15 protein-coding genes and 1 pseudogene are annotated in these 23,243 nt (G+C 36.3%); 7 read left to right on the plus strand and 9 right to left on the minus strand.

Annotated elements, in window-relative coordinates:
* Positions 1–5,620, plus strand: a 5,620-nt coding sequence (locus F6K23_RS36700; protein WP_367267927.1) for an Ig-like domain-containing protein, incomplete at its 5' end; no start/stop codon positions are given.
* Between the two features lie 334 nt (positions 5,621–5,954).
* Here the strand turns inward: F6K23_RS36700 and F6K23_RS36705 are convergent.
* From F6K23_RS36705 to F6K23_RS36725, 5 genes are all read right to left on the minus strand, one after another.
* Complete coding sequence (locus F6K23_RS36705; protein WP_293165557.1) at positions 5,955–6,788, minus strand: methyltransferase domain-containing protein; 834 nt, start codon at positions 6,786–6,788, stop codon at positions 5,955–5,957.
* A gap of 13 nt (positions 6,789–6,801) precedes the next feature.
* Positions 6,802–7,626: a hypothetical protein gene (locus tag F6K23_RS36710; protein ID WP_293165559.1), complete on the minus strand. Its 825-nt coding sequence runs from the start codon at positions 7,624–7,626 to the stop codon at positions 6,802–6,804.
* A gap of 66 nt (positions 7,627–7,692) precedes the next feature.
* On the minus strand, positions 7,693–10,035 hold the full coding sequence (locus F6K23_RS36715) for a glycosyltransferase (RefSeq protein ID WP_293165561.1): 2,343 nt from the start codon (positions 10,033–10,035) through the stop codon (positions 7,693–7,695).
* A 16-nt stretch (positions 10,036–10,051) separates the two neighbouring features.
* Positions 10,052–10,990, minus strand: a complete 939-nt coding sequence (locus F6K23_RS36720) for a glycosyltransferase family 2 protein (RefSeq protein ID WP_293165563.1) — start codon at positions 10,988–10,990, stop codon at positions 10,052–10,054.
* Positions 10,991–11,434: 444 nt separating this feature from the next.
* On the minus strand, positions 11,435–12,982 hold the full coding sequence (locus F6K23_RS36725; RefSeq protein ID WP_293165565.1) for a tetratricopeptide repeat protein: 1,548 nt from the start codon (positions 12,980–12,982) through the stop codon (positions 11,435–11,437).
* A gap of 352 nt (positions 12,983–13,334) precedes the next feature.
* On the opposite strand from F6K23_RS36725, the gene F6K23_RS36730 reads away from it, so the two are divergent.
* Positions 13,335–13,997, plus strand: a complete 663-nt coding sequence (locus F6K23_RS36730; protein WP_293165567.1) for an ureidoglycolate lyase — start codon at positions 13,335–13,337, stop codon at positions 13,995–13,997.
* A 1,178-nt stretch (positions 13,998–15,175) separates the two neighbouring features.
* Positions 15,176–15,607 carry an NUDIX domain-containing protein gene (locus F6K23_RS36735; protein WP_293165569.1) on the plus strand — a complete coding sequence of 144 codons (432 nt, stop codon included), beginning with the start codon at positions 15,176–15,178 and terminating at the stop codon, positions 15,605–15,607.
* A 494-nt stretch (positions 15,608–16,101) separates the two neighbouring features.
* Here the strand turns inward: F6K23_RS36735 and F6K23_RS36740 are convergent, their stop codons facing one another.
* Positions 16,102–16,407: a hypothetical protein gene (locus F6K23_RS36740; protein ID WP_293165571.1), complete on the minus strand. Its 306-nt coding sequence runs from the start codon at positions 16,405–16,407 to the stop codon at positions 16,102–16,104.
* A gap of 508 nt (positions 16,408–16,915) precedes the next feature.
* Between F6K23_RS36740 and F6K23_RS36745 the strand changes: the two are divergent.
* Positions 16,916–17,215 (plus strand): annotated as a pseudogene (locus F6K23_RS36745) (DUF4277 domain-containing protein); the annotation flags it as partial.
* A 1,367-nt stretch (positions 17,216–18,582) separates the two neighbouring features.
* Here the strand turns inward: F6K23_RS36745 and F6K23_RS36750 are convergent.
* Both F6K23_RS36750 and F6K23_RS36755 read right to left on the minus strand, forming a co-directional pair.
* Positions 18,583–18,717 (minus strand): hypothetical protein, encoded by a 135-nt coding sequence (locus F6K23_RS36750; RefSeq protein WP_293165573.1) that lies wholly within the window; start codon positions 18,715–18,717, stop codon positions 18,583–18,585.
* A gap of 130 nt (positions 18,718–18,847) precedes the next feature.
* Positions 18,848–18,970: a hypothetical protein gene (locus F6K23_RS36755; RefSeq protein ID WP_293165575.1), complete on the minus strand. Its 123-nt coding sequence runs from the start codon at positions 18,968–18,970 to the stop codon at positions 18,848–18,850.
* Positions 18,971–19,150: 180 nt separating this feature from the next.
* Here F6K23_RS36755 and F6K23_RS36760 point away from each other — a divergent pair, with 180 nt between their 5' ends.
* From F6K23_RS36760 to F6K23_RS36770, 3 genes are all read left to right on the plus strand, one after another.
* A complete protein-coding gene (locus tag F6K23_RS36760; RefSeq protein ID WP_293165577.1) occupies positions 19,151–21,079 on the plus strand; it encodes a heavy metal translocating P-type ATPase in 1,929 nt (642 codons plus the stop codon).
* A gap of 247 nt (positions 21,080–21,326) precedes the next feature.
* Positions 21,327–21,584 (plus strand): hypothetical protein, encoded by a 258-nt coding sequence (locus tag F6K23_RS36765; RefSeq protein ID WP_293165579.1) that lies wholly within the window; start codon positions 21,327–21,329, stop codon positions 21,582–21,584.
* Positions 21,584–21,889, plus strand: a complete 306-nt coding sequence (locus tag F6K23_RS36770) for a type II toxin-antitoxin system RelE/ParE family toxin (RefSeq protein ID WP_293165581.1) — start codon at positions 21,584–21,586, stop codon at positions 21,887–21,889. Before F6K23_RS36765 ends, F6K23_RS36770 begins: the two co-directional genes overlap by 1 nt.
* A gap of 345 nt (positions 21,890–22,234) precedes the next feature.
* On the opposite strand, the gene F6K23_RS36775 is transcribed toward F6K23_RS36770, so the two are convergent.
* The coding region (locus F6K23_RS36775; RefSeq protein WP_293165583.1) for a COR domain-containing protein at positions 22,235–23,243 on the minus strand (1,009 nt) is incomplete at its 5' end.

Raw genomic sequence — 23,243 nt, forward strand, 5'->3', positions numbered from 1 at the left:
CCCAGATGGCGTTCCAGTTATTCTAGACAGTGATGCCACAATTACAGATATAGAACTAGATGAAAGAGACAACTACAGTGGTGCTACCCTTACCTTGGCAAGAGATGGAGGAGCAGATAGTGACGATAAATTTAGTAGTGGTGATACTGGAGTATTAGGAGCTTTAACACAGGGAGACTCTCTAATAGTAAATGGTACTACTATTGGTACAGTTACTATTAATAGCAATGGCACATTACAACTATTATTTGATAATAATGCTACTGGCGCTCTAGTCGATCTGGCATTGCAAAATATTGCCTATAGTAAAGACGCTGCTTTGAGAGAGGAACCAGATTCAGTAACTATTAAATACATTATTGATGATGGTAACACAGAAGATAGCGATCCAGCTACGGATGATGCGGACCAAGGTAGTGGCGGTCCGCTAATGAGTATGGTTACGACCGTTGTTGATATTAGTGATAACAACCCACCAGTAGCCAACAACAGTGCCATCACAGTAGACGAAGCTAGCCAAGATACAGGATTAGGACTAACAGCTCCCACGGACGCTGATGGAGACCCCCTAACCATCACCGTCACCGGACTACCAACATTAGGTCAAGTCACTAAAGTTGATGGTACAGCAGTTAACAATGGAGATACATTAACATCAGAGGAACTACAAGGACTACTCTACGACGCCCCATCCGACTACAACGGTACAGATGACCCCGGAGATTTTACCTATAATGTCAGCGATGGTACAACAACCGTATCAGGAAGCACAGATATAACCATTACCACAGTCAACGACCTGCCCATATTAGATTTAGACGGTAACGACAGCAGTGGAGCCACAGGTAACGACTACACAACAACCTTCATAGAAGGAGGAAATGCAGTTGCCATAGGAGATAACGGTGATGTTGTGATTACAGACGTAGATGACACAAATATAGAGTCAGCTACAATAACATTAACCAACAGACCAGACGGAAATACAGTAGAAAGTTTATCAGTCAACAGCGCTCTACCAACAGGAATAACAGCAAGTAGCTATGACCAAGCTACAGGAAAAATCACACTCACAGGCAGTGCCACATTAGCAGACTATCAGACAGCTATAGCCCAAATAACATACAACAACACCTCAACAAATCCCAAAACCAACGCTCGTAGTGTGACAGTAGTGGTAAATGATGGGAATAGCGATAGCAACACAGCTACAACAACAATAAACATCATAGCCACCAACAGCCCTCCTGTAGTCAATAGCAGCGCTATCACCGTAGATGAAGCCAGTCAAGATACAGCATTAGGACTAACAGCTCCCACGGACGTAGATGGAGACCCATTGACTATCACCGTCACCGGACTGCCTATATTAGGTCAAATCACTAAAGTTGATGGTACAGCAGTCAACAATGGAGACCAATTAACATCAGAGGAATTACAAGGACTCCTCTACGACGCCCCCGCCAACTACAACGGTACAGACGACCCCGGAGACTTCACCTATAATGTCAGCGACGGTACAACAACCGTATCAGGAAGCACAGATATAACCATAAATGTGGCTCCCGTAGGAGAATTAGCAGATGACACAGCAAGCACAGCTCCCAACACCCCAGTCACATTCAACATCAGCGACAACGATGAAAATGTAGACATCGCCACCATCGACCTGGACACAGACACCCCAGGAATACAGAAAAACATCACAGTCCCAGGAGAAGGAACATTTGCCGTAGATGATGACGGGAACCTCACCTTTACCCCACTAGATGGTTTTGAAGGAGAAGCATCCATTCCTTATGGTGCCGATGACAACTCTGGCAACCCCTTAGAACCAGCAGATATTTCTGTAAATATCAATAATCAAGAAGAAAACACAACACTCAATCCTGGAGACATTGCATTTGTTCAGTACAATGCTGATGGCACAGATAATTTTAAATTTGTCGCTTTAGTTGATCTTCCTGCATCAGAAGAAATTAAGTTTACCGATAAAGGTTGGCAGGGCGATAATTCTGGTTTCAGCACAGGTGAAGGGATAATTACATGGACAGCACCAGCAGGTGGTATTTCGGCAGGAACTGTAGTTGAGATTGACAATACTCCATTTGCTTCTGTGGGAACTGCTTCAGAATCTGGCAGTTTGAACTTTGCTGCTACTGGCGACCAGATTATTGCTTATCAAGGCACAAATACAGCGATCGCCGCTCTGAATAATGAAGGAGCAGCAACCTGGCAAGCTGATGCTACTAGCTCTAATACTTCTGCATTACCACAAGGTTTGACTAATGGCACTAATGCAGTTGCGTTCAGTGAAGTAGATAATGCAATATACACCGGAATTACAACGGGAGATCAGGCAACACTTTTAGCAGCACTTAACAATAAAGATAACTGGAGTGGCAGTGACTCAACAAATCAAACTTTTACAGCAACTTTCACGATCAATGATGGTAGTGATTCAACTCCACCAACAGTCGAAACTTTTACTCCTGCTGACAATGCGACAGATATTGCAGTAGCAGCAAATTTAGTCATTGACTTTGATGAAAATGTCGAAGCAGGTACAGGCAACATCGTTATCAAACAATTCAGCGATAACTCAATAGTAGAAACCATAGATGTTACCTCCAGTCAAGTCAGTATCTCTAACGATACCGTTACTATCAACCCCACTGCCGACCTAGCACCAGGAACTGACTATTATATTGAGATAGCAGCAGGGGCGATCGAAGATACTACAGGTAATGATTACGCTGGAATATTAGGCAACAGTAGTTGGAATTTCACCACTGCTAACAGTAGCGAACCAGTTAGTTTGCAACTGGCAGTAGCCCAAAGTATCGGCGGTAGTGGCAGTGACTATGGCCGTGGTATAGCCACCGACAGCGATGGTAATGTGTGGACTACAGGATATTTCAGTGGCAGTATCGACATCGACGGAGATGGCAACAATGATTTGACCAGTAATGGCGATGAGGATAGCTATGTAGCTAAGTTCGACAGCAATGGCAATTTTCTGTTTGCCCAAAATATCGGTGGTAGCAATGAGGATCGGGGGTATGGCATAGCCACCGACAACAATGGTAATGTTTGGGCTACAGGATATTTCAGTGGCAGTATCGACATCGACTCTGACGGCAATAATGATTTGACTAATGGTAATGAGGATAGCTATGTAGCCAAATTCGACAGTAATGGCAATTTTCAGTTTGCCAAAAAAATCGACGCTGCCCGTCCTTACGATGGTTTGGGCATAGCCACCGACAGCAATGGTAATGCGTGGGCTACAGGAAATTTCCATGGCAGCATCGACATCGACTCTGACGGCAATAATGATTTGACCAGTAATGGGTTGATTGATAGTTATGTAGCAAAGTTCGACAGCAATGGCAATTTTCAGTTTGGCAAAAACATCGGCGCTAGGACTAATAATGACTATGGCTCAGGTATAGCCACCGACAGCAATGGTAATGTGTGGACTACAGGATATTTCCATGACGACATTGACATCGACGGAGACGGCGACAATGATTTGACCAGTAATGGCTATTTTGATAGCTATGTAGCCAAGTTTGACAGCAATGGCAATTTTCTGTTTATCAAACACATCGGCGGTAGCGGTGGTGACTTTGGCAGAGGGATAACCACCGATACCGATGGTAATGCCTGGGCTACAGGAGAATTCTCTGGCAACATCGACATCGACGGAGACGGCAATAATGATTTGAGCAATAATGGCGTTTCTGATAGCTATGTAGCCAAGTTCGACAGCAATGGCAACTTGCTGTTTGCACAAAATATCGGCGGTAGCAATAGTAACTCTGGCAATGGTATAGCCACCGATAGCAATGGTAATGTCTGGATTACAGGAGAATTCCAGGGCAGCATGGATATCGACGGAGACGGCAACAATGATTTGACCAGTAATAGCAGTTATGATAGCTATGTAGCGAAGCTCGACAGCAATGGCAATTTTCTGTTTGCACAAAATATCGGTGGTAGCAGTAGTGACATTGGCAATGGCATAGCCACCGACAGCAATGGTAATGTGTGGGCTACAGGATATTTCTCTGGCAGCATCGATACCAACTCTGACGGCAACAATGATTTGGCCAGTAATGGCAATACTGATAGCTATGTAGTGAAATTTTCCTCTAATGTTAACGAACTTGACGAAGAAGCACCCACGGTCGAAACTTTCACTCCTGCCGACAATGATAATGGTGTTGCAGTAGCAGCAAATTTAGTCATAGACTTTAATGAAGATGTCGAAGCAGGCGCAGGCAATATCGTTATCAAGCAAGCTAGCGACAATTCAACAGTAGATACCATAGATGTTACATCCGGTCAAGTCACAATCTCAAACAATATCCTCACCATCAACCCCACTGCTGACTTAGCAGAAGGAACTGAGTATTATGTCGAGATAGCAGCAGGAGCAATAGAAGACACTGCGGGCAATAATTACGCTGGTATTACCGATAACAGCACCTGGAACTTCACTACTATTAGCGGTGGTGAACCAGTCCGGTTTGATTTTAATAGCGATGGAATGGCAGATATTCTATGGCGTAATAGTGGTTCAGGTAAAAACCAAATCTGGTTAATGAACTCTGATGGCTCTCGTGACAGTATTGCCTATCCAGGCAACAACCGTGACAGTGACTGGGCAATAGAAGAAGTCACAGACTTCAACCAAGATCAAGTACCAGATATCCTCTGGCGGAACACCAATGAAAACAAGAACGAACTCTGGTTCATGAACTCTGGCGGTACTCGTGGTTCTATTGCTTATCCGGGCAAGAACCCTGACAGTAACTGGGCAATAGAAGAAGTCACAGACTTCAATAAAGATCAAATACCAGATATCCTCTGGCGCAATAGCACTGAGGGTAAAAACTGGATCTGGTTAATGGACAATGACGGTACTCGCAGTTCTATTGCGTATCCAGGCAACAACCGTGACAGTGACTGGACAATAGAAGAAGTCACAGACTTCAACCAAGATCAAGTACCAGATATCCTCTGGCGGAACACTAATGAAAATAAGAATGAACTCTGGTTGATGAACAATGACGGCACTCGTAGTTCTATTGCGTATCCGGGCAAGAACCCTGACAGTAACTGGGCAATAGAAGAAGTCACAGACTTCAACCAAGATCAAATACCAGATATCCTCTGGCGCAATAGCACTGAGGGCAAAAACTGGATCTGGTTGATGAACAATAACGGTACTCGTGATTCTATTGCCTATCCAGGCAACAACCGTGACAGTGACTGGACAATAGAAGAAGTCACAGACTTCAACCAAGATCAAGTACCAGATATCCTCTGGCGAAACACCAACGAAAACAAGAACGAACTCTGGTTGATGAACTCTGGCGGTACTCGTAGTTCTATTGCTTATCCGGGCAAGAACCCTGACAGTAACTGGGCAATAGAAGAAGTCACAGACTTCAACCAAGATCAAATACCAGATATCCTCTGGCGCAATAGCACTGAGGGCAAAAACGCCATCTGGTTAATGGACAATGACGGTACTCGTGATTCTATTGCCTATCCAGGGAATAGTCACAGTAACTGGGAAGTTATCACTGATGATTTTAATTTAGTTTAGTTGTAATATCATGTTCGGATAATCAGTTACAAAAAAAACTTCTGGCCTTGAACCTTTCTTTCCCTTCTGCCTTCTGCCCTCAGCATAGCTGCCTTACTTCACCCAAAGTGTAATTATTCAACCGAACATGATATTATATCATGTCCGGTTGAACAGTTATAAATAAACGACGAAGGAGTCAGGAGACAGGAGACAGGAGACAGGAGGGTAGAAAGAATGAAGAAGGAGAAAGTTTTTTTATCACTAATTATCCGGACATGATATAACACCAACAGAAAGTTTCTAGTATGAAACTAGAAAGTTTGATTGGGGCGATCTATTATAGTCTATTTAACTAATGGGTTTTATGAGCAACAATTTCCATACCATAGGCATCAAATCTTGAACTCCAGGGATATACCTCAGACAATTTTGCTAAAGTGTTCATAGGAACAGCTTGTATACCAAAAGGTGTACATTTAAAGTCATTAAAACTAGACAAAGCCATGCAAGCTTCATAATCTTCGTAGAATAGTCTGTTTATCCTTTCACTAAAATAAATTCGGTATATGATATCCGAAGCAGTCTCAAGATCGTAAAAATTCCTAAGATGTTTCAGTAAATCAAATGGACGCATCAGCAAATGAGCAAATTCAGGAATATTTTCATTAAATCCCTGAAAGTTGATATGATGACCAGTACAACAAGAAAATATAGGACCAAAGCGACTATACAAAAGTCCACCTATTTTGAGAGACTCAAAAATCTTTTGTACAACAAGTTGAAGTCTTCCAATATGCTCAAAGCTAGCTACAGAGAAAACAACATCAAAATAGTTATCAAGTACATTTGGTATATTCTCTGCAAAACCATTAAAAATAATATAAGATTCCGAAGAGATGAATTTTTCTGCTTGTTTCAAAGAGTAGACCTTTTCCTGTTGATAATGCTTGGTCTGTTTTTTCAAAGCATAGTGAGATTCAGGAATAACATCAACTGAGACCCATTTTTTGCACTCCAAATCATTAAGTATTAATTCTCTCGGCAGATTGCTGCCACCAATTTCTAAAACAGTTTTATTTACCAAACCATCACTTAAATTATGTAATCTTTTAAGTGCTTGAAACTGATATCTAGCTATATTAAACTCTTTTTGGAAAAACTCTATTCTATCTGCGCTTAAAAACATAAATAATACCTGATTAGTTATTCAAAAGATTTTTTAGGTCATTCTGGAATAAAAACTCCTTTACGGCTTCTGGGTTTTCAAATTTTTCTAATACAAAAGCTCTAGAATCTTGTTTCTTGAGAAAACAAAAATTATCCATATCTTGATTGTAATCTATCTCAAATCCCATTTGATTAAGACTGTTAATAACATATAAAGCTTTATCTTGGTTGTTATCATGCTTATGAACTTCTTCATAGGTCATAAAAAAATGCTCTTTCGGAAAATTGATACAAAGCTTTTCTAGCATAGAGTAATACTCTGTCGTTCTTTTGAACCAGTTCTGGAAATGTTTTTCCTCAAAATTAACCTTATTTTGGCTGGTATCTAAATGATGAGCAGCCTTATTTCCCATTTGTTTCAAATTTTTCACCAAAATACAATCAGATGCGTATGCTTCTAAAAGGTTTCTTTTTAAAATTAATTTAATAATATTTTTGTTCTCTAACATAACTCGTTGCATATCCTCTTCAGTTAGATGATATTGGAAGATTTTAAAACCAAGATATTTCTTTTGAGAAGTCTGCTGCATACTTTCTAAAAACAAATCCGGATATTGATGTGCATATTCTACTAACTCTAAATCTTCATAATCATTCTTTCCTATACTGATTTGTTCTACTCCTCTTGATTGAGTCAAATAATTTATAAATTCTTGCTTCCTTTTATAAGGAGCAAATACACTTTTATTATGATAAACTTCGCCGAAGCATTCAAATTCTTTGAATGAGTTGATGAGATTACAAACAAAGTTAGAACCTGTTCTCGGAACTGAAAAAATAACTAAAGTCTTATCCATTATTTTCTTGTACTCCACTACAAAAATGTTTCATTAGTGATTGTAGATCGAGAAGAATTCATAGGACTAATCTTCCTCCTCTACTATCCTATTAATCTCAGTCACCTCTCGCCAAATTCTAGACCATCCTGCATCATTAGCATATATTATCTCTGCATTTTGATATGTTTTCTCCTGCATCTGTGCCAAATATTCCCGATCGCTTGCCAACCTCCCTAATACCTTCACCAACTCTATTCCAGATGCTGGTTTGAGGTCGTCTTCCTGAACCAAAGATGATAATCTTTTCTGTGGTAAGATCCGTAGAACCCCAATTCTGAGTATGGTTTCTCGATAGATGGCAAATGCTAGATGTTCGCAACTTAAGTCAACAACAAACCAAGGGGTTCGATCCCAAGCAATGATATTGTGATACAAGTCAGATACAGAAACAATATTCTGGAGAAACTGACTATCTTGTTGCCAAGATGCTGAACTTCTATTTGTCTTATCCAGTTGTTCATCCTTGGCCAGAAATACTATAGGTTTTAAACTTTCTGGAAATAGCTTACAGCATAAACCCCAAACTATTTGGGCTAACTCCAGGGATTGAGGAACTACTAGAATTATTACTCGTTTATGATCATCGGGTGTATTTGCCCAACGTTCTTTCACTTTCCAAGGTTGTTGTCTCCAATAAGGAACAATTGCGATTTTAGCATTTGGCATCCAAGATGACTCTAAATATGTGGCAGATAAACTACTATTAACCAATGTGAGGTTTTGGCAATCCTTTAGACATTTTATTGTTTGGCCATCTGTTCCAGGTTGAGTATAGCTTCGTAGCACATCAGTTAGAGCGTAGATGGGAATATTCTGTATTGAGTATGGTATCCCACTCTGAAATTCTGCGGGAATTTCCATCAACCACAAAGCAATAATTTGTCGCTGAGTACATAGTTCCTCCAAGCTCCAAATTGCACAGGAAATCCCTAAAAGCGAACTATGATCGATAAACTGCTCATCTTTTAATCCTGATGCTCGTGCTGCATGGGGAGATAAAATCACTCTGCCTTCGCGATCGTACCAATGTAGTCGCTTTGCCTTTTTTCGGTCAAGAGGAGTATCTACATAATAGATGAGATGGGCAAGATTTTTCAGATAGTTAATTGTTTGCAGGGTATGATCGTATTCTGGTGAATTCTCAACGAAGAACTGATGATTAATAATAATTATAATAAAGGTTTTGCTTTTGAAGATGTAGTCAGTAGTTAGGTTAATTGCATTCTCAACCTGACTTTTCATTTGAGTGTATGCAGTTTTAGTTGCTTCAGCTAATAGTGAAAGTTGACTGGGTTCAAATGCTAGTTCTAAACATTTTTCTCCTATTTCAACTAAACTCTCGCAATTATGGTAAGGGTTAGTAGAAGGAATACCTTCAAAAGCGTGACGGTGAGCAATAATGGGTAAACCTGTTGCCAATGCTTCCACTGCTTTAATTTTTAACCCTGTACTAAAACTCATGGGTACGATCGCCACATCCACAGCTTGATAGAATTCATCTACAGTTTCTACTCTACCCATTAATTCAATCCCTGCAACATCTTCTAAGTCTTGTAAATTTTCACATAAACTCCCGGCAAATTTAATTTTAATTGGTGCTAAGTATTTGACAAACAGGGGACGAACTTGTTCGAGAAAAGCTCTAGCGTTGGTTGTATTAATACTATTACCTACCCCAATCATCCCAATAACTAAATAATCCTCATCCTCTGGTCTGAGAAATCGCTGAATCAAATTTTCAGGTTCAATGTGGAGCATAGTACAAACAGGAGTTTTGGCAATTTCTCGGAAAAATACGGCTTCCTGTTCTTTTATTGCCCAAACTAAATCTGACCGCTCCAAGGCAATAGTTTCTTGGTCTGCTGTTGTGTGGAAAAATTCAGGGGAGATGCCTTGACTTTCCAGTAACTGTCTACGTCCAGTAAATTGATCGTGAGTGTCCAGAATACAACAAATATAACTAGGGGCAAACTCAAATGCTTTACTTAAATAAGTATAGTTAACAATAAAAGCATCATAATAGTTGTGTTGAAATAGCCATTTCAAATAATCTTCTAACCCTCGATCCCACCATTCATCTATTAAATGATCTTCCCCTATTGCTGGAGTTTGCACGGGGCGAGTGGTAGGTACAGAGTGAAAAGAATACCACTGATTTGTCATCTCCTTATACCACTGACTGGGAATATGGGCGACAATGTCTTGAGGATAATGCAGAAAATGAATTTTCGCCCCCCGGTTTTGTAACTGTTGACAAACTGAATAAATTCGTTTTCTATTTCCTTGATTAATAGGATAAGTTGGTGTGGGGGATAAAACTAAAATATCTGTTTCTTTGAGACTTGAATTTGACTTAAAAGCGATCATGCTTACCCTCCTACCTCTATTTATCCACACCATCAAACCCAGATAAGAGCATTGCTGTAAATGTAGACAGCACCCAAAGTTGCTCTCGAAATTGTTTCGGATCGTCGGTGTCGTAAAATAACCCTCGAATACTTCGTTCTTTCGGCGGTAGTCCAAAGAAATATTCTAACAAAAAACTCCATCCAGATTGAGCGTCCTGAATTGCTTTTTCTGGGTTCATTTGATAGTCTGAAACTGCTTGCCAAGCAACTCGTTTGCGAAACCAACTATGATTTAATCGCTTTTTTTCAACTAAATGGTCAACTTGAGCTTCTGGAGCATAAATGGTGAGCTTGCCTTTACTTTTTATTTGATTCAGAAGATGAATTTCTTCGTTGCTCATTAGAGATGTTCCGCTGCCAGTGCGTCCCAGAGAAACATCAAAGCCACCATTTTCTAGAATGTCTTGAGTCCGGAAAGAAATATTTGCTCCGGCAAACCATTCATCAGGTTTGGCAACCCGTATTTCTCCACCCCAGTTGACCACTGAAACATAACTAAGTAACTCATCATGCAACCAAGTAGGGCGCTCGGTCTCCCAAATTGGATCTACTCTACCTCCTAAAGCTGCTGCATTAGTGCCAAAGCTGTCGAAACCTGCTACTATTTTTTCTAACCACTGGGAAGAAGCGATCGCGTCATCATCTAGATAGGCGATAAATTCTGTTTCACATAGTTTAGCAGCCACATTTCGAGCATTGGACAGCCCGGGAATTTTTTCAATATGGTAAATCAAAAATGGTGGTTGGTGATATTCTTGCTGCACTTTCTGAGCATATTCATAGTCTGGAGAGTTATCAATAATCAGAATCTTGTATTCCTCCTGAGCCAAAGTTTGATTTCTCAGACTTTCAACAGCTTTTGCTAAATAGTCATAGCGATTATAAGTACAAATTGTTGCAGCAATTCTCGGCATAATATAATACCAATTTGATAAATGTTTGTTAGATAAGGAAGAAGGAAGAAGGAAGAAGGAAGAAGGAAGAAGGAGTAAATATGAAAAAAATGGGATAAATGATATATATGACTACTTTAAATATATTGAATATACTATTTTTAAGCATCTTTTATAGAGGTGAAACTTGTTTGTATCATTTTTTTTAAAAGTTGTATAAAACAATAATTAGTCGATATTTTTCCTTCTTCAATAGACCACATTTCAAAACTTAACTAGCTATAAGTTTTGAAAATTTAACTATCAGTTTTTATAGCTTTGGGTTAAAATTACCTACAACTATTTATCGGGCTTGTTTAGGAGGAGTTGAAATCCCCTTTTAAACGTTAAAAAAACAATCTTGCTGACTGCTGGCAGCTGACCGCTTTTTTAATAAAACCACGTCCTTAAAGGCAAAGTCTAAAATCAAGAAACTACAGGAATTAAATTTTTCAAGCTTAACCTAGAGAAAGGTACGCTAATGATTCTATCTTTTTGTATGTTCAAAGTCAATATATTATTAGTTAGATGCAACTGTTCATTTTCATGTATGGCAATTACATCAATTCTAGTTTGACCTTGAACTTGACGTTCTGATAAAATTCCTGTAAAAATAGCATAATTTTCATCTTCGCTAAGTTCTTTCTCTAGTTGAATTACATGATTATTAATCACACAATAAACTGTTAAATTATCTATAGATTGATTGACTAACATGAGTTGAATTTTGTTGGCACAAGTACGGTCGTAAAAAATCTCAAACCCAAAAGGTTTTCCAGCCATTGTCCAGCGGAAAGGAATTCCATTTCGGTCATAATCTTGACTCTGAAAACTATTATTTGGAGTCAAAGGAAATTCGGCATCAATTATTATTTCTTCAGCAGTCAATTGAGAAGGAGATAACTGCAAAAATAAATTATCCATCCTCTTGAATTTATTTTCTAACTGCTCAATTTTTCTATTCAAATTATTTAAAATTACTGGCGATTCAGCAAATTCAACTGCTTTTTGATAAACTATAAAAGCATGATATAATAATCCTTTTTCTTCCAGAACATCCCCTAAATTATGGTAAGATAAATTATAGTTTTGGTTAATCTCGACTGCATGAGAGTAAGCTACAATTGCTGAGTTCAACTTTCCTTGTGTAGCTAATACCTTTCCTAACTGAAGAAAGCTTCCACGGAAAGTAGGAAGAGAGTCAGGAGGAAACTGAATTAATTGGTTAAGATACTCCTCTGCTTCTGGCCATCGATCTAACTTCACCAATGCTGCTCCCAAACTTTGATAAAACTCAGGCGCATCTGTTTTGAACTCAATGGCCTGCCGTAAATAGTCCACAGCTTCCTCAAATTGACCGTGCTGGCGCAATATTTCCCCCAACTTGTAGAGAGACCAAGGAGCTTGAGGATTTCTCATCACTGCTTGACGATAAGCAGCAATAGCCTCTCGCCAATTCCCCAACTTCACTAATACATCCCCCAATTTACAATAGCTCCAAGGAAAGTCAGGATTTAATTCTATCCCTCGACGATAAGCATCAATTGCTTCTTCCCACCTCTCTAACTTAACTAATATATCTCCCAAGTTATTATAAGACCAACAAAAATCTGGCTTTAATTCTAGAGACTTATGATAAGCAAAAACAGCCTCTTCTAACTCTTCTTTTTCTTGCAATAAACTCCCTAATTTATGATATACTTCCCACAATTCTGGGTTGATTTCAACTGCTTTTTGATAAACTTTTATTGCTTCTGTTTGATCTCCCGTTTCTACCAAAGCATCACCTAAAAAGTGGTAAGCATCTGCAAAATTTTGTTCTCTGTCAATTGCTTGACGATAAGCAGCGATCGCCTCTTTCCATTCTTCCTTTTTTGCTAAAACTTTACCTAAGCTGAAATAAATTTTTGCCTGCTTAACATTTTTTATTTGTTGTTCCGTGGATGAGACAAAAGTTGTTGGAGTTTCCTGCATTATCTACCCCTGTCTAATATATCTACCTCAATAATATTTTGCCATAGGTGGGATGATCGAACAGTAGTTAGATAGGGTTATACCAAATTCAAAAAAGATAGTTATAGTAGAATGATTACAAAACTGTTATAGCAGGGAACAGGGAACAGTAGGAAAAACATTTCCTTGCGTAAGGTTCATTATTAACCTAAGTCCTAACCAACTCCTTCCTTGCTATAGTAAATTTCCTGCCGACGTAGAGGGTCAAAGAAACTTTTTGATATAGCACTACAAGAATTGCTTAGGATATTTTTCAATCCTAAAACCCTCTTACAGTTTACTATTCCCTGTTCCCTATTCCCTGCTATAACCAATGATACAACCAATTGATTATCTTTCTCCTGATGTACCCCTAGAACTGCCTTGGTACAAACTGCCAATTGTCATTGCTACACCTGAGTCACTCAAAGGTTATGGACAACTGGTAGATGATTATCGCAATTTTCCCATTGAAATTGTTACTTGGCCTGCTCAAGGTTGGCGTCCGATAGATGTAGATACAGGTAATCAAGGTGGTACTACTGCAGGCAATTTTGATGTGTGGTGGGAAGGAGATTTTTTGTATGGTAGAAACCAAGCGGTGAACGATCAATATTTATTTGGTTGGTCAAAAAATCCTGGGGAAGCTCAAAAAATTCCCCAGGAAAAATTAGATCCTTCTTGTGTTTTGTTATGGCATACAAATTATCATCCAGACAGTGGACAATTATTTTTTCCTCTGAATAGTTCGCCATTTGTTGTACCTTTGGCTTTAGCTGGTGATGATGTGAAACCAGAAGATTTTAAAGCTTTTTATTTTGATGGCACTCGAGGACTATATATACATCCTAATATTTGGCACGAAGGAATTTTTCCACTAACTTCAGAAGCTAGTTTTTATGATTGCCAAGGCAAGGTTCATGCCAGAGTTAGTTGTAATATTGCTCAAGAATTTGGTTTGTTTCTTTCTGTACCCTTAGAAAAATTAGATAATTAATTTTATAACAGGTATTTTTACTTATTTACTCTTCTTAATATTATTGGGTAGAGTAATAAAAATATCTTGCTTGGAAAGGGTGGGGTTAATAGGCGATCGCTCCAATGATAATATTTATTAGAATAAAGTTTTTACATTGATCCCCTATCCCATTAACCTCCAACTTTAGCCCAGCTTCTTAATTCTATTTGGAATCCAGCTCAATGCTAAGTAAATTAATCCCAAATAAACCGTAGCTGTTAGTAAAATGTAAAACCCGTCAAAGTCAATCATTATGGATACCCCCTAGCTGTAATTTTTTTCTCTCTAATACTCTTATTATTACTCTAATTATAGATAATGACATCCCCTAATTTAGTATCTGAATAGGGTGAAACCTGGAACTACCAGTTGGGTTAATCCGATGCAATCAACCATCTATCGCCTGTATTTTAACAAACCAAATACACCCTAAAATGCACCCTAGTATACATTCCCAATTTTTATTGGTAATTGATATCATATACTAATCCTAACATAAATCATTTTTTTGAGAAACAAACCGCTAAATTTTTTCTACAAACATCTAACATATAACCATATAAAGACTATCAAAATATAAATCATAAAAAAAAGTTATATTTTGAGTATTGATGTAGAGAATTCGATCTTATATATTCAGCTATGAGGATTCTTGATGATGTTTTTTCAGAGGTTGCATCTGGCCTAAAAGTTGTTGAGCAGTTCTGATGAACTTTGAATCTCAGAGAAAAGAGTATAATTATTGTTTTTAATATAGATAAATTAGATAAATTAAAGTATAACTACTTAGTAATAAGTTTATTAATATTTAGAATATCTGAAAATTTTTTTGTGAAAGTCTTTAAGATTACATATTGTCCAACTAAAAATGAATATACATCTCAAATGGTATCAATGTTTGGGACAGGCGTTTTTTGACTAGGAGTCAGGAGGACCGAGGACTGAGTCAGGATATCAGGGGAAAGCATAAAGGAAAAAGGTGGAAAAATACTCCCCATTTTTCTATTTCCCTAACTCTCCATCTCTTTTTAAATAAATCTCAAATGGGTTCTATGTCACTAAAGCGATCGCATTTTCAGAAGCTCAAATACAATTGCTAAATAACTAGACTTCAACTTAATATCTGAAAGAAGTTGAGTTAATATTAATTAAAATAAATGCAAACAGAAGTAAGATTGAGAGTAGCAGTATTAGGGTTATTCGTCGCAGACAATCAAGTTTTATTGCTGCATCAAATGACAGACCCAAAACCTAACTGTTGGGACTTACCAGGAGGGGGACTGCAACCACAAGAGACCCTGATGGAAGGACTAGCAAGGGAAATTAGAGAAGAAACAGGAATTACTGATTTTCAAGTAGAGGGACTGCTAACAATAGCAGAGAATTTTTTTCCTCAAGGAGAGGGGAAGTTACTTCATTGTTTAAATATTATCTATCAGTGTAGGGTGGAACCGAAACCAACTAATCTTAGTAGTGACGATCCAGAAGTAGGACCTTTGGGTATTCAGTGGTTGGCGATCGCGACTCTGACACCACAGATGTGTTCCAATAGAGTTTGGACAGCATTACAAGCAGCAGGTTTAGCGTAAATTTGAAAGGAAGAGGGAAGAGGAAGGAAGACTATTGAGCAAGAAAAAAACTTAAATTTCCTGTAAATATTCATCCTTGGGTTTACACAAAGGATAAAGTGCGGACATGATAGCGGACATGATATTATAATAGAGTTGTCGCTAAATAAAGGGAAAAAATCACTCTAACCTAGACAGAGCAATAATTCCAAGCATTTTTGCTATCCAATAGCTACAATCTTTACAGAACAAGGTTTTTGGGATTTTTTTAAGTTATAAAGCGACAAGTCTAATATAGCGTTTCTCAGACTAATGAGGTACACCTACCTTTTTTCTATTCTATTCCCTATTCCCTATTCCCTATTCCCTGTTCCCTATTCCCTAAAACAAACGAATTTTGTACCTCACCCTTTTTGGGAATTGCTATAGATTGGAATTATATTGGAATAGTATTTAAGCAGGTACGCAAAATTAATTACACATTTTTTAAGACTAAGTTACTTATATTGTAAACATTATATAGAATTGGAGTAGGTCAAGATTTTTTTGAGTTGCTTATAAACTATGTTTATTTTTGGAAAAATCACTACTTGTACACTACTAATAATCTTTTCGAGCATTGTTTTATTTTTCACTCTTCCTTCCTGTTTTCTATAATTTTTTTCTATTAATTTTAGTTGAATATTATATCTGTTTAATTGGTGATAAAAAACTTCCTTCTTCTTCTTCTTCTTCCCTTCTGACTTTATATCGCCAATCCGACGGTTCCTCCACCTAATACCAAATTGAAATGAAGCTGCATAGAATAATATTTCAAGCATAATTGACTGCAGGTAAGTGTAGATAGATATAGATCGATTTAATGAATTTCAAATTCTATGCAACCTCATATAAAACTGGTATAACTACTCCGTCGTTATTTACCGAAAAATTGTGGTTTAAAGCCTCCCCTTTTAAGGGAATAATAAAAAAAATTTCATTATTAGTCAATCCTCTTTTTTTCAAGGAGAGGTAATTATTCATTATTCATTATTCATTATTCATTATTCATTATTAATTGTTGAAAGCAGTTTTCATTTGGGTAGACTACAGTAGAGACGTTCCATGAAACTTCCCTACAAAGTTTTGCTTGTGAAGATGTGGTTCATCAATTTGAAAAGCGCTGTATAACCAACATTCCGCACTTCAATTTGAATTATAATAGATTACATAAAACTTGTGTATTTAATCAAGTAGAATTACTTATGGTGTTTAGTGACTTCAAGTGAGATCATAAAGCTGATGTTATCATGATTTTTAAGATTAAAAAAAATATCTTTAATGGAATAAATAAAAGTTAAAAATATCGACCATTTAGGAATATTAGCAGGACTAATTGATGAAATAGGAATAGTAGAAATAGTTAACCAAAAATTAGGAGTAGATAATCGAGAAAAAATTACTGCCGGACAAGTAATTAAAGCTTTAATTATTAATGGGTTAGGGATGGTATCACGTCCGTTATATTTGTTTAGTCAGTTTTTTGAAGACAAAGCTGTAGAAAAATTATCAGGAACAGGTACTAAGCGTGAATATTTAAACGATTATAAAATTGGTAGAGTGATGGATGAAATTTATAAATTAGGGTTAACAAATGGGTGCATATCATATTTGTAAAAATACTTTTTTCCTATATATTCCCTGTTGCCTGTTGCTTTCTGGAGCTGTTGCCTAAAAGCGATAAATTTTTGGCTTTATTCAAAATTGAGATAAACCCTAACAAATTTATTTATAGAAATAGTATTATTAGTTATTAAAAAGTTTAACATAGAGACTAAATATGCTCACCTAGATGCCACCTCATTTCATTTACATGGAGAATACAATCAAATTGAATCTATAGAAAATCATCAACAAAAACCGATATTAATTACAAAAGGGTACTCCCGTGACCATCGACCAGACTTAAAGAAATGTGTATTAGATTTGATAGTCAGTAGTGATAGTGGAATACCATTGTTTATGAGGACAGAGGTCTGGAAATGAATCAGATAAAGCAGTATTTGGTCAAATTTTAACTGAGGTGAAAAAACAAATAAAAATAGATAGTATTATGGTCTGTGATAGTGCCTTCTATAGCCAAGAGAATATCAAATTAATCTCAAATTTAAAATGGTATACTCGAGTCCCAATGACTTTAAAAAAGGCGAAATAAATAATTTAATTAGACCTTTAAGAAGTAAAATTTTCCCCGGAAACAGAACTATAAATTCAAGAAAAAGCTAGGGTAATTATTGAAATTGGATATAAATGGTTAGAGCAAAAAGTCACTTATGCTGCAGTCAAACAAAGATGGTTAATCGTTGAAAGTTAATCCTGCAAAAAAAGTGATATCCAGAAGTTATAGTCAAAAAAATGAACAATAAAAAAAGACAGCATTAAAGCTAGCAAAAAAATTAAAAACAACCGGAATTGATACATTTGATCAGGCTCAAAATAACTTAAAATCTATCAACAAAAAACTAAAATAATGGGGTGTATAATCGACATAAGTTAGGAAAAAAAAATCAAATAAACAGTCTATAATCTATCATCATCAAATAGAAATTAAACCAAGAGTATCGGAGATAGAAATAAGAACTCTAGTGGCAGGCAGATTTATTTTAGCTACAAATATTGAGTCATCTTAATAAATACAAGCTCCAGAAATACTTTGGAACTATAAAAATCAACAAAGTTGTGAAAGAGGCGGGATTTTCCTCAAATATTTTTTATGTCACTGTGTTTATTAGTATATAATCTTGGCCAAAGAGAGTTGATAATACTTTAAAAATAACCAATAATGGAGTCAAAAACCAGTTAGGAAAACTGACAAATACTCCCACGTCAAGGTGGATATTTCAATGTTTTCAAGGAGTTAATTTGTTAACAATAAATCAACGGCAACAAGTAGTTAATCTCACAGCAGGTAGGAGTTTAATTTTACAGTTTTTACCCTCCGCTTGCCAAAGATATTATCAGTAATTTTGATGGTGTGCGATCGCATAGCTGTGCGTAGCACTACCTAAATTGAGAACATTGATTGATGTTCTTGACAGGAGTATACTTGCTCCTGTTTTTTCTGCTGCCAACAGAACTCCCAAGTTAACCAACAATACTCGTGTCGCTCACTTTTTTTATGTTCTATACAATTGATTTGTTTAATTTGTTGGCTCAAATTCTGATGATGATTCATGTATCTCTTTGTGTTACATTTTAAAGTGCGGAATGTGGGTTATAATATCAAGCATCATTAATTAGCCATAATAAAAATGTTCTTCTCTTGAGAGAGAATATTTTTTCTGTCACAGGAGTGCGCGTTCCGCAAGCGATCTTTCGTCGTCGCGGGGTCGCACTGCTTTTCATGGGGAGCAAACAAATTTCCTCTTGCTCCCTACTCCCTACTACTCCCTAAATTTTTTATTGGGGTTATTTAAAGAGACACGATCTAAGATATTAAATAGAAATAATATATACGTTAATTTTTAATTTAATTGATTATAATGTTGACAATAAAAAATGTCTTGTTTGAGGAGCAGAATAAAAATGAGTAATAATAATCATTCTCATTGTTGTAGCTGTAACCATGAAGAAAACCATACTGATACTAATCAACCTATTCAGGAGTCAAGTTTAAAACAAGAAATTTTACCTCTACTTCCAGTTATTATCATCTATATTTTAGGTTTAATTTTCTATCAACAATTACAAAATAGTGCCTATGGAATAGGAAAATATATAGTGTTTATTCCTATCTATATATATAGTGGTTGGACTGTACTTACCAGCGCTGGAAAAAATATTTTGAAAGGTAGAATATTTGATGAAAATTTTTTAATGACTGTCGCTACATTGGCAGCGATCGCTATTCATAAATTGCCGGAAGCAGTGGCAGTTATGTTGTTTTATCAAATTGGCGAAACATTCCAAGAATATTCTGTAAAACGTTCCCGCAGTTCTATCAAGTCATTATTAGAAATTCGCCCTGATTATGCAAATTTAAAAATTGACGATTCTCTACAAAAAGTATCTCCTGAAATAGTAGAAGTTGGTAGTGAGATAGTTGTTAAACCAGGAGAAAGAATTCCCTTAGATGGTGAAATTATTTCTGGAAGTTCTCAAGTTGATACTTCTGCTTTAACTGGAGAATCAATACCTAGAAATTTTACAGTTGGGCAAACAATATTAGCAGGCATGGTTAACCAAACGGGAGTCTTAACAATTCGTGTGACTAAACCATTTTCTGAATCTTCAATTTCTAGGATTTTAGAGTTAGTTGAAACTGCCAAAACTAAAAAATCTAAAACTGAAAGATTTATGACGACTTTTGCCAGGTACTATACTCCAGTAGTTGTCTTTATTTCTTTAGCGATAGCTTTTCTGCCTCCTCTATTTATCTCCGGCGCTACTTATGCAGATTGGATAAATAGAGCTTTAATTGTATTAGTAGTTTCCTGTCCTTGTGGATTAGTAATTAGCATTCCTTTGGGTTATTTTGGTGGAGTTGGTGGAGCGGCAAAACGAGGAATATTAGTGAAAGGTTCTACTTTTTTAGATGATTTAGCTGCGATTAAAACTGTGGTTTTTGATAAAACTGGAACTTTGACAGAAGGTAAGCTTCAGGTGACAGATATTGTGACAAAAAATGGCTTGACTAAAACAGATTTAGTCGAAGTAGCAGCTAAGGTTGAATCTTTATCAAACCATCCTATTGCTCAAGCAGTTTATAAATATAATTCTCGGAAAATAGATTATTCTGATGTGTCAGAATTTCAAGAAATTGCTGGATGTGGAATTAAGGCAAAAGTTGGTAATAAAACAGTTATTGCGGGAGGCGATCGCCTGTTACATTTAGAAGATATTCAGCACGATATTTGTGATATTGGAGATACCGCAGTTCATTTGGCAATTGATAGTAAATATGTTGGTTATATCCTAATATCTGACCAAATTAAATTAGATGCTGCTCAGGCAATTAAATCTTTGAAAAATTTGGGTGTGGAAAAAACTGTCATGTTAACGGGAGATAATCAAACTGTTGCTCAACGGGTGGCAAAAAATTTAGATTTAGATAGTTATGAAGCTGAATTATTACCAGAAGATAAAGTTAATGCTATTGAAAAATTACTACATCAAAATAATGGGAAAGTTGCTTTTGTTGGTGATGGAATTAATGATGCTCCGGTTATTGCTCGTGCTGATGTTGGTATGGCAATGGGTGGCATTGGTTCGGATGCTGCAATTGAAACTGCGGATGTTGTAATTATGAACGACGATCCTTCTAAGGTTACTGAAGCAATACAAATTGGCAGAAAAACTCGTCGTATTGTTTGGCAAAATATTGGTTTTGCTCTAGGAGTAAAGGGGTTGTTTATTTTGTTGGGAATAGCAGGGTTGGCAAATATTTGGGAAGCGGTATTTGCAGATGTTGGTGTGGCATTAATTGCTATTTTTAATTCTAGTCGAGCGTTATAAATTCAAAAGTCAAAAGTCAAAAGTCAAAAGTAAGATAAGTTAAAAATTCAAAATTCAAAAGTCAAAAGTCAAATTTGTAGTGGCGTGACACAGCTAAAATCTAGACTCTGAAAAGTATTTAACAACCCGTCGTAATGTACCATTTTCTATAAAGTCAGAAGTTCGTTGAACTTAGTCCTAATATGTTCGATCAAAGTTACTGCAATTATAATATTAAATACCTAATATTAAGGAGTTAATTAAACCGATGAATGCTTACAAAAAATCTCTAATAATTGATAATCCTCAGCAGTTGGTTTTATCAGATTTACCATTTGCAGCAGGTCAAAAAGTGGAAATCATTATTTTAGCTGAAGATCATAATGAAGTTGATAGTCAACTAGAGGAATTACGCCAAAAAATTGATCGTGCAACTGAACAAATTTTAGCGGGAAATGTGAAAGATGGAGAATTAGTTTTTGAGCAGTTACAAAATAGATTAAAAAATGAATATGGACTAGACTAATGGCAAAGTATCAATTTTCTGAGGATGCAATTAAAGACATTAATGAAATTTGTGATTATCTTGCCAAAAATAATCCTCGTTCTGCTAGTAACCTATTTGATGCAATTCGCCAAAAATGTAAATTATTTGCTAATTTTCCAAAAATGGGTAAATCCTATTCACAAATTAGACCAAGTTTAAGGGGATTTCTAGTTAAAGATTATATTATCTTTTATTATCCTCATGAAGGAGGTATTGTTATTCTTAGGATTTTTAGCGATTATCGTAATTTAGACAAATTATTTAGTGAGGATAGTAATGTCTAGAAAATCTAAGGTTAAAAGTCGAAAGTAAGATTTAATAGTAAAACTTGTAGGGTGCGTATTTACGGCTTAAATTAAGACTATGAAAGGGATTTAGTAATCCGTCGTAACGCACCATTTTATATAAAGTCAAAAGTTAAAAGTTATAGCGCTGTGCGCAGGCAACAGGCAACAGGCAACAGGCAACAGGGGGAATAAATTGCCGATAATATAAAACTTTCAGCTATTTGGCCTTTCCTGCAATTTGTAAATATACCAGCGCTCATTGCTATAAAAGTTAAAAGTTAAAAGTAAAATTTGTAGTAGACTGATACAGCTAAAACTGTGTAGCTGTAATTAGACATAATATTACTGCTTTTGATCGAATTCTTTTTCTACTTGCGGAGTGAGAAATATCTCTTGAAATTTCTCTACTGATTTTGGATGGATAAATAATATAGCAATACCAATAATGGCAAATATTGTACATAACAAGTAGTAAATAATTTGCCCATTCTGCATCCAAGTCAAGGAATCTAGAAATCCAAATTTATTGGGTTTTTCTATTTCTGCTTCAGGAGAATTTACTGTTACTTTATCTTGAATCTTACTCTCATCACCGAATACATTACCCACAACATTTCCGTCTTGATTTTCAATTTTTCGGCTTTGGTCATTAACAATTTTTTGATTTATAGTTTTACTGCCAATAATCTGATTATCATTAATATGTATTACTGAGCCACTGCTATTATTTATTGTATAGTTTCTAGAATGGCTAACTTGGAAAAATTCCCTACTCAAGTCTATGTCTATTACATCATCAATTAAACTTCGGATATCCACTTCATCATAGGGATAATTATCGCAGTTAGTTTTTTGTCTACCATTACTCTTCCATTCGTTTAATTTATCAAATTTGTAGAAGTGAGGATTCTGACTATTTTTACAAGCTGCACAATTACATGGAATTAATTTATTATATTTGAGTCGATTATTATAGGAACTATGAATTTTATCTAATTCGTGAGTCACAATGGTTATTAAATCCCGTTTTTGCTGCCCAGAAATTCTAATCTTTATTTCTCTCTTACTGTAATATTCAATTACTTCTGCTCTAGTTTTATTTTTCTTGAGAATAACTCCACTTTTCCATACATATTTTTGCTCCTCAATATCCTCGTGCATCGCTACAATAAACTGAGTAATTATTCCCTTGGGCATAAATTCGTAAGTGTAACGTAAAATCAAATTATTATTTTCATCCCAGTCATATTCTGGTTGAGCTTCTGTTAGAAGTTGAGGAGCAATATAGGTCTGAGAAATACCAGAAATTTTATAGCAGAGTTTAAATTTAATCATTAATTGCAGTAACTCG

It is taken from the genome of Okeania sp. SIO2C9, from assembly GCF_010672455.1.
Classification (GTDB): Bacteria; Cyanobacteriota; Cyanobacteriia; order Cyanobacteriales; family Microcoleaceae; genus Okeania.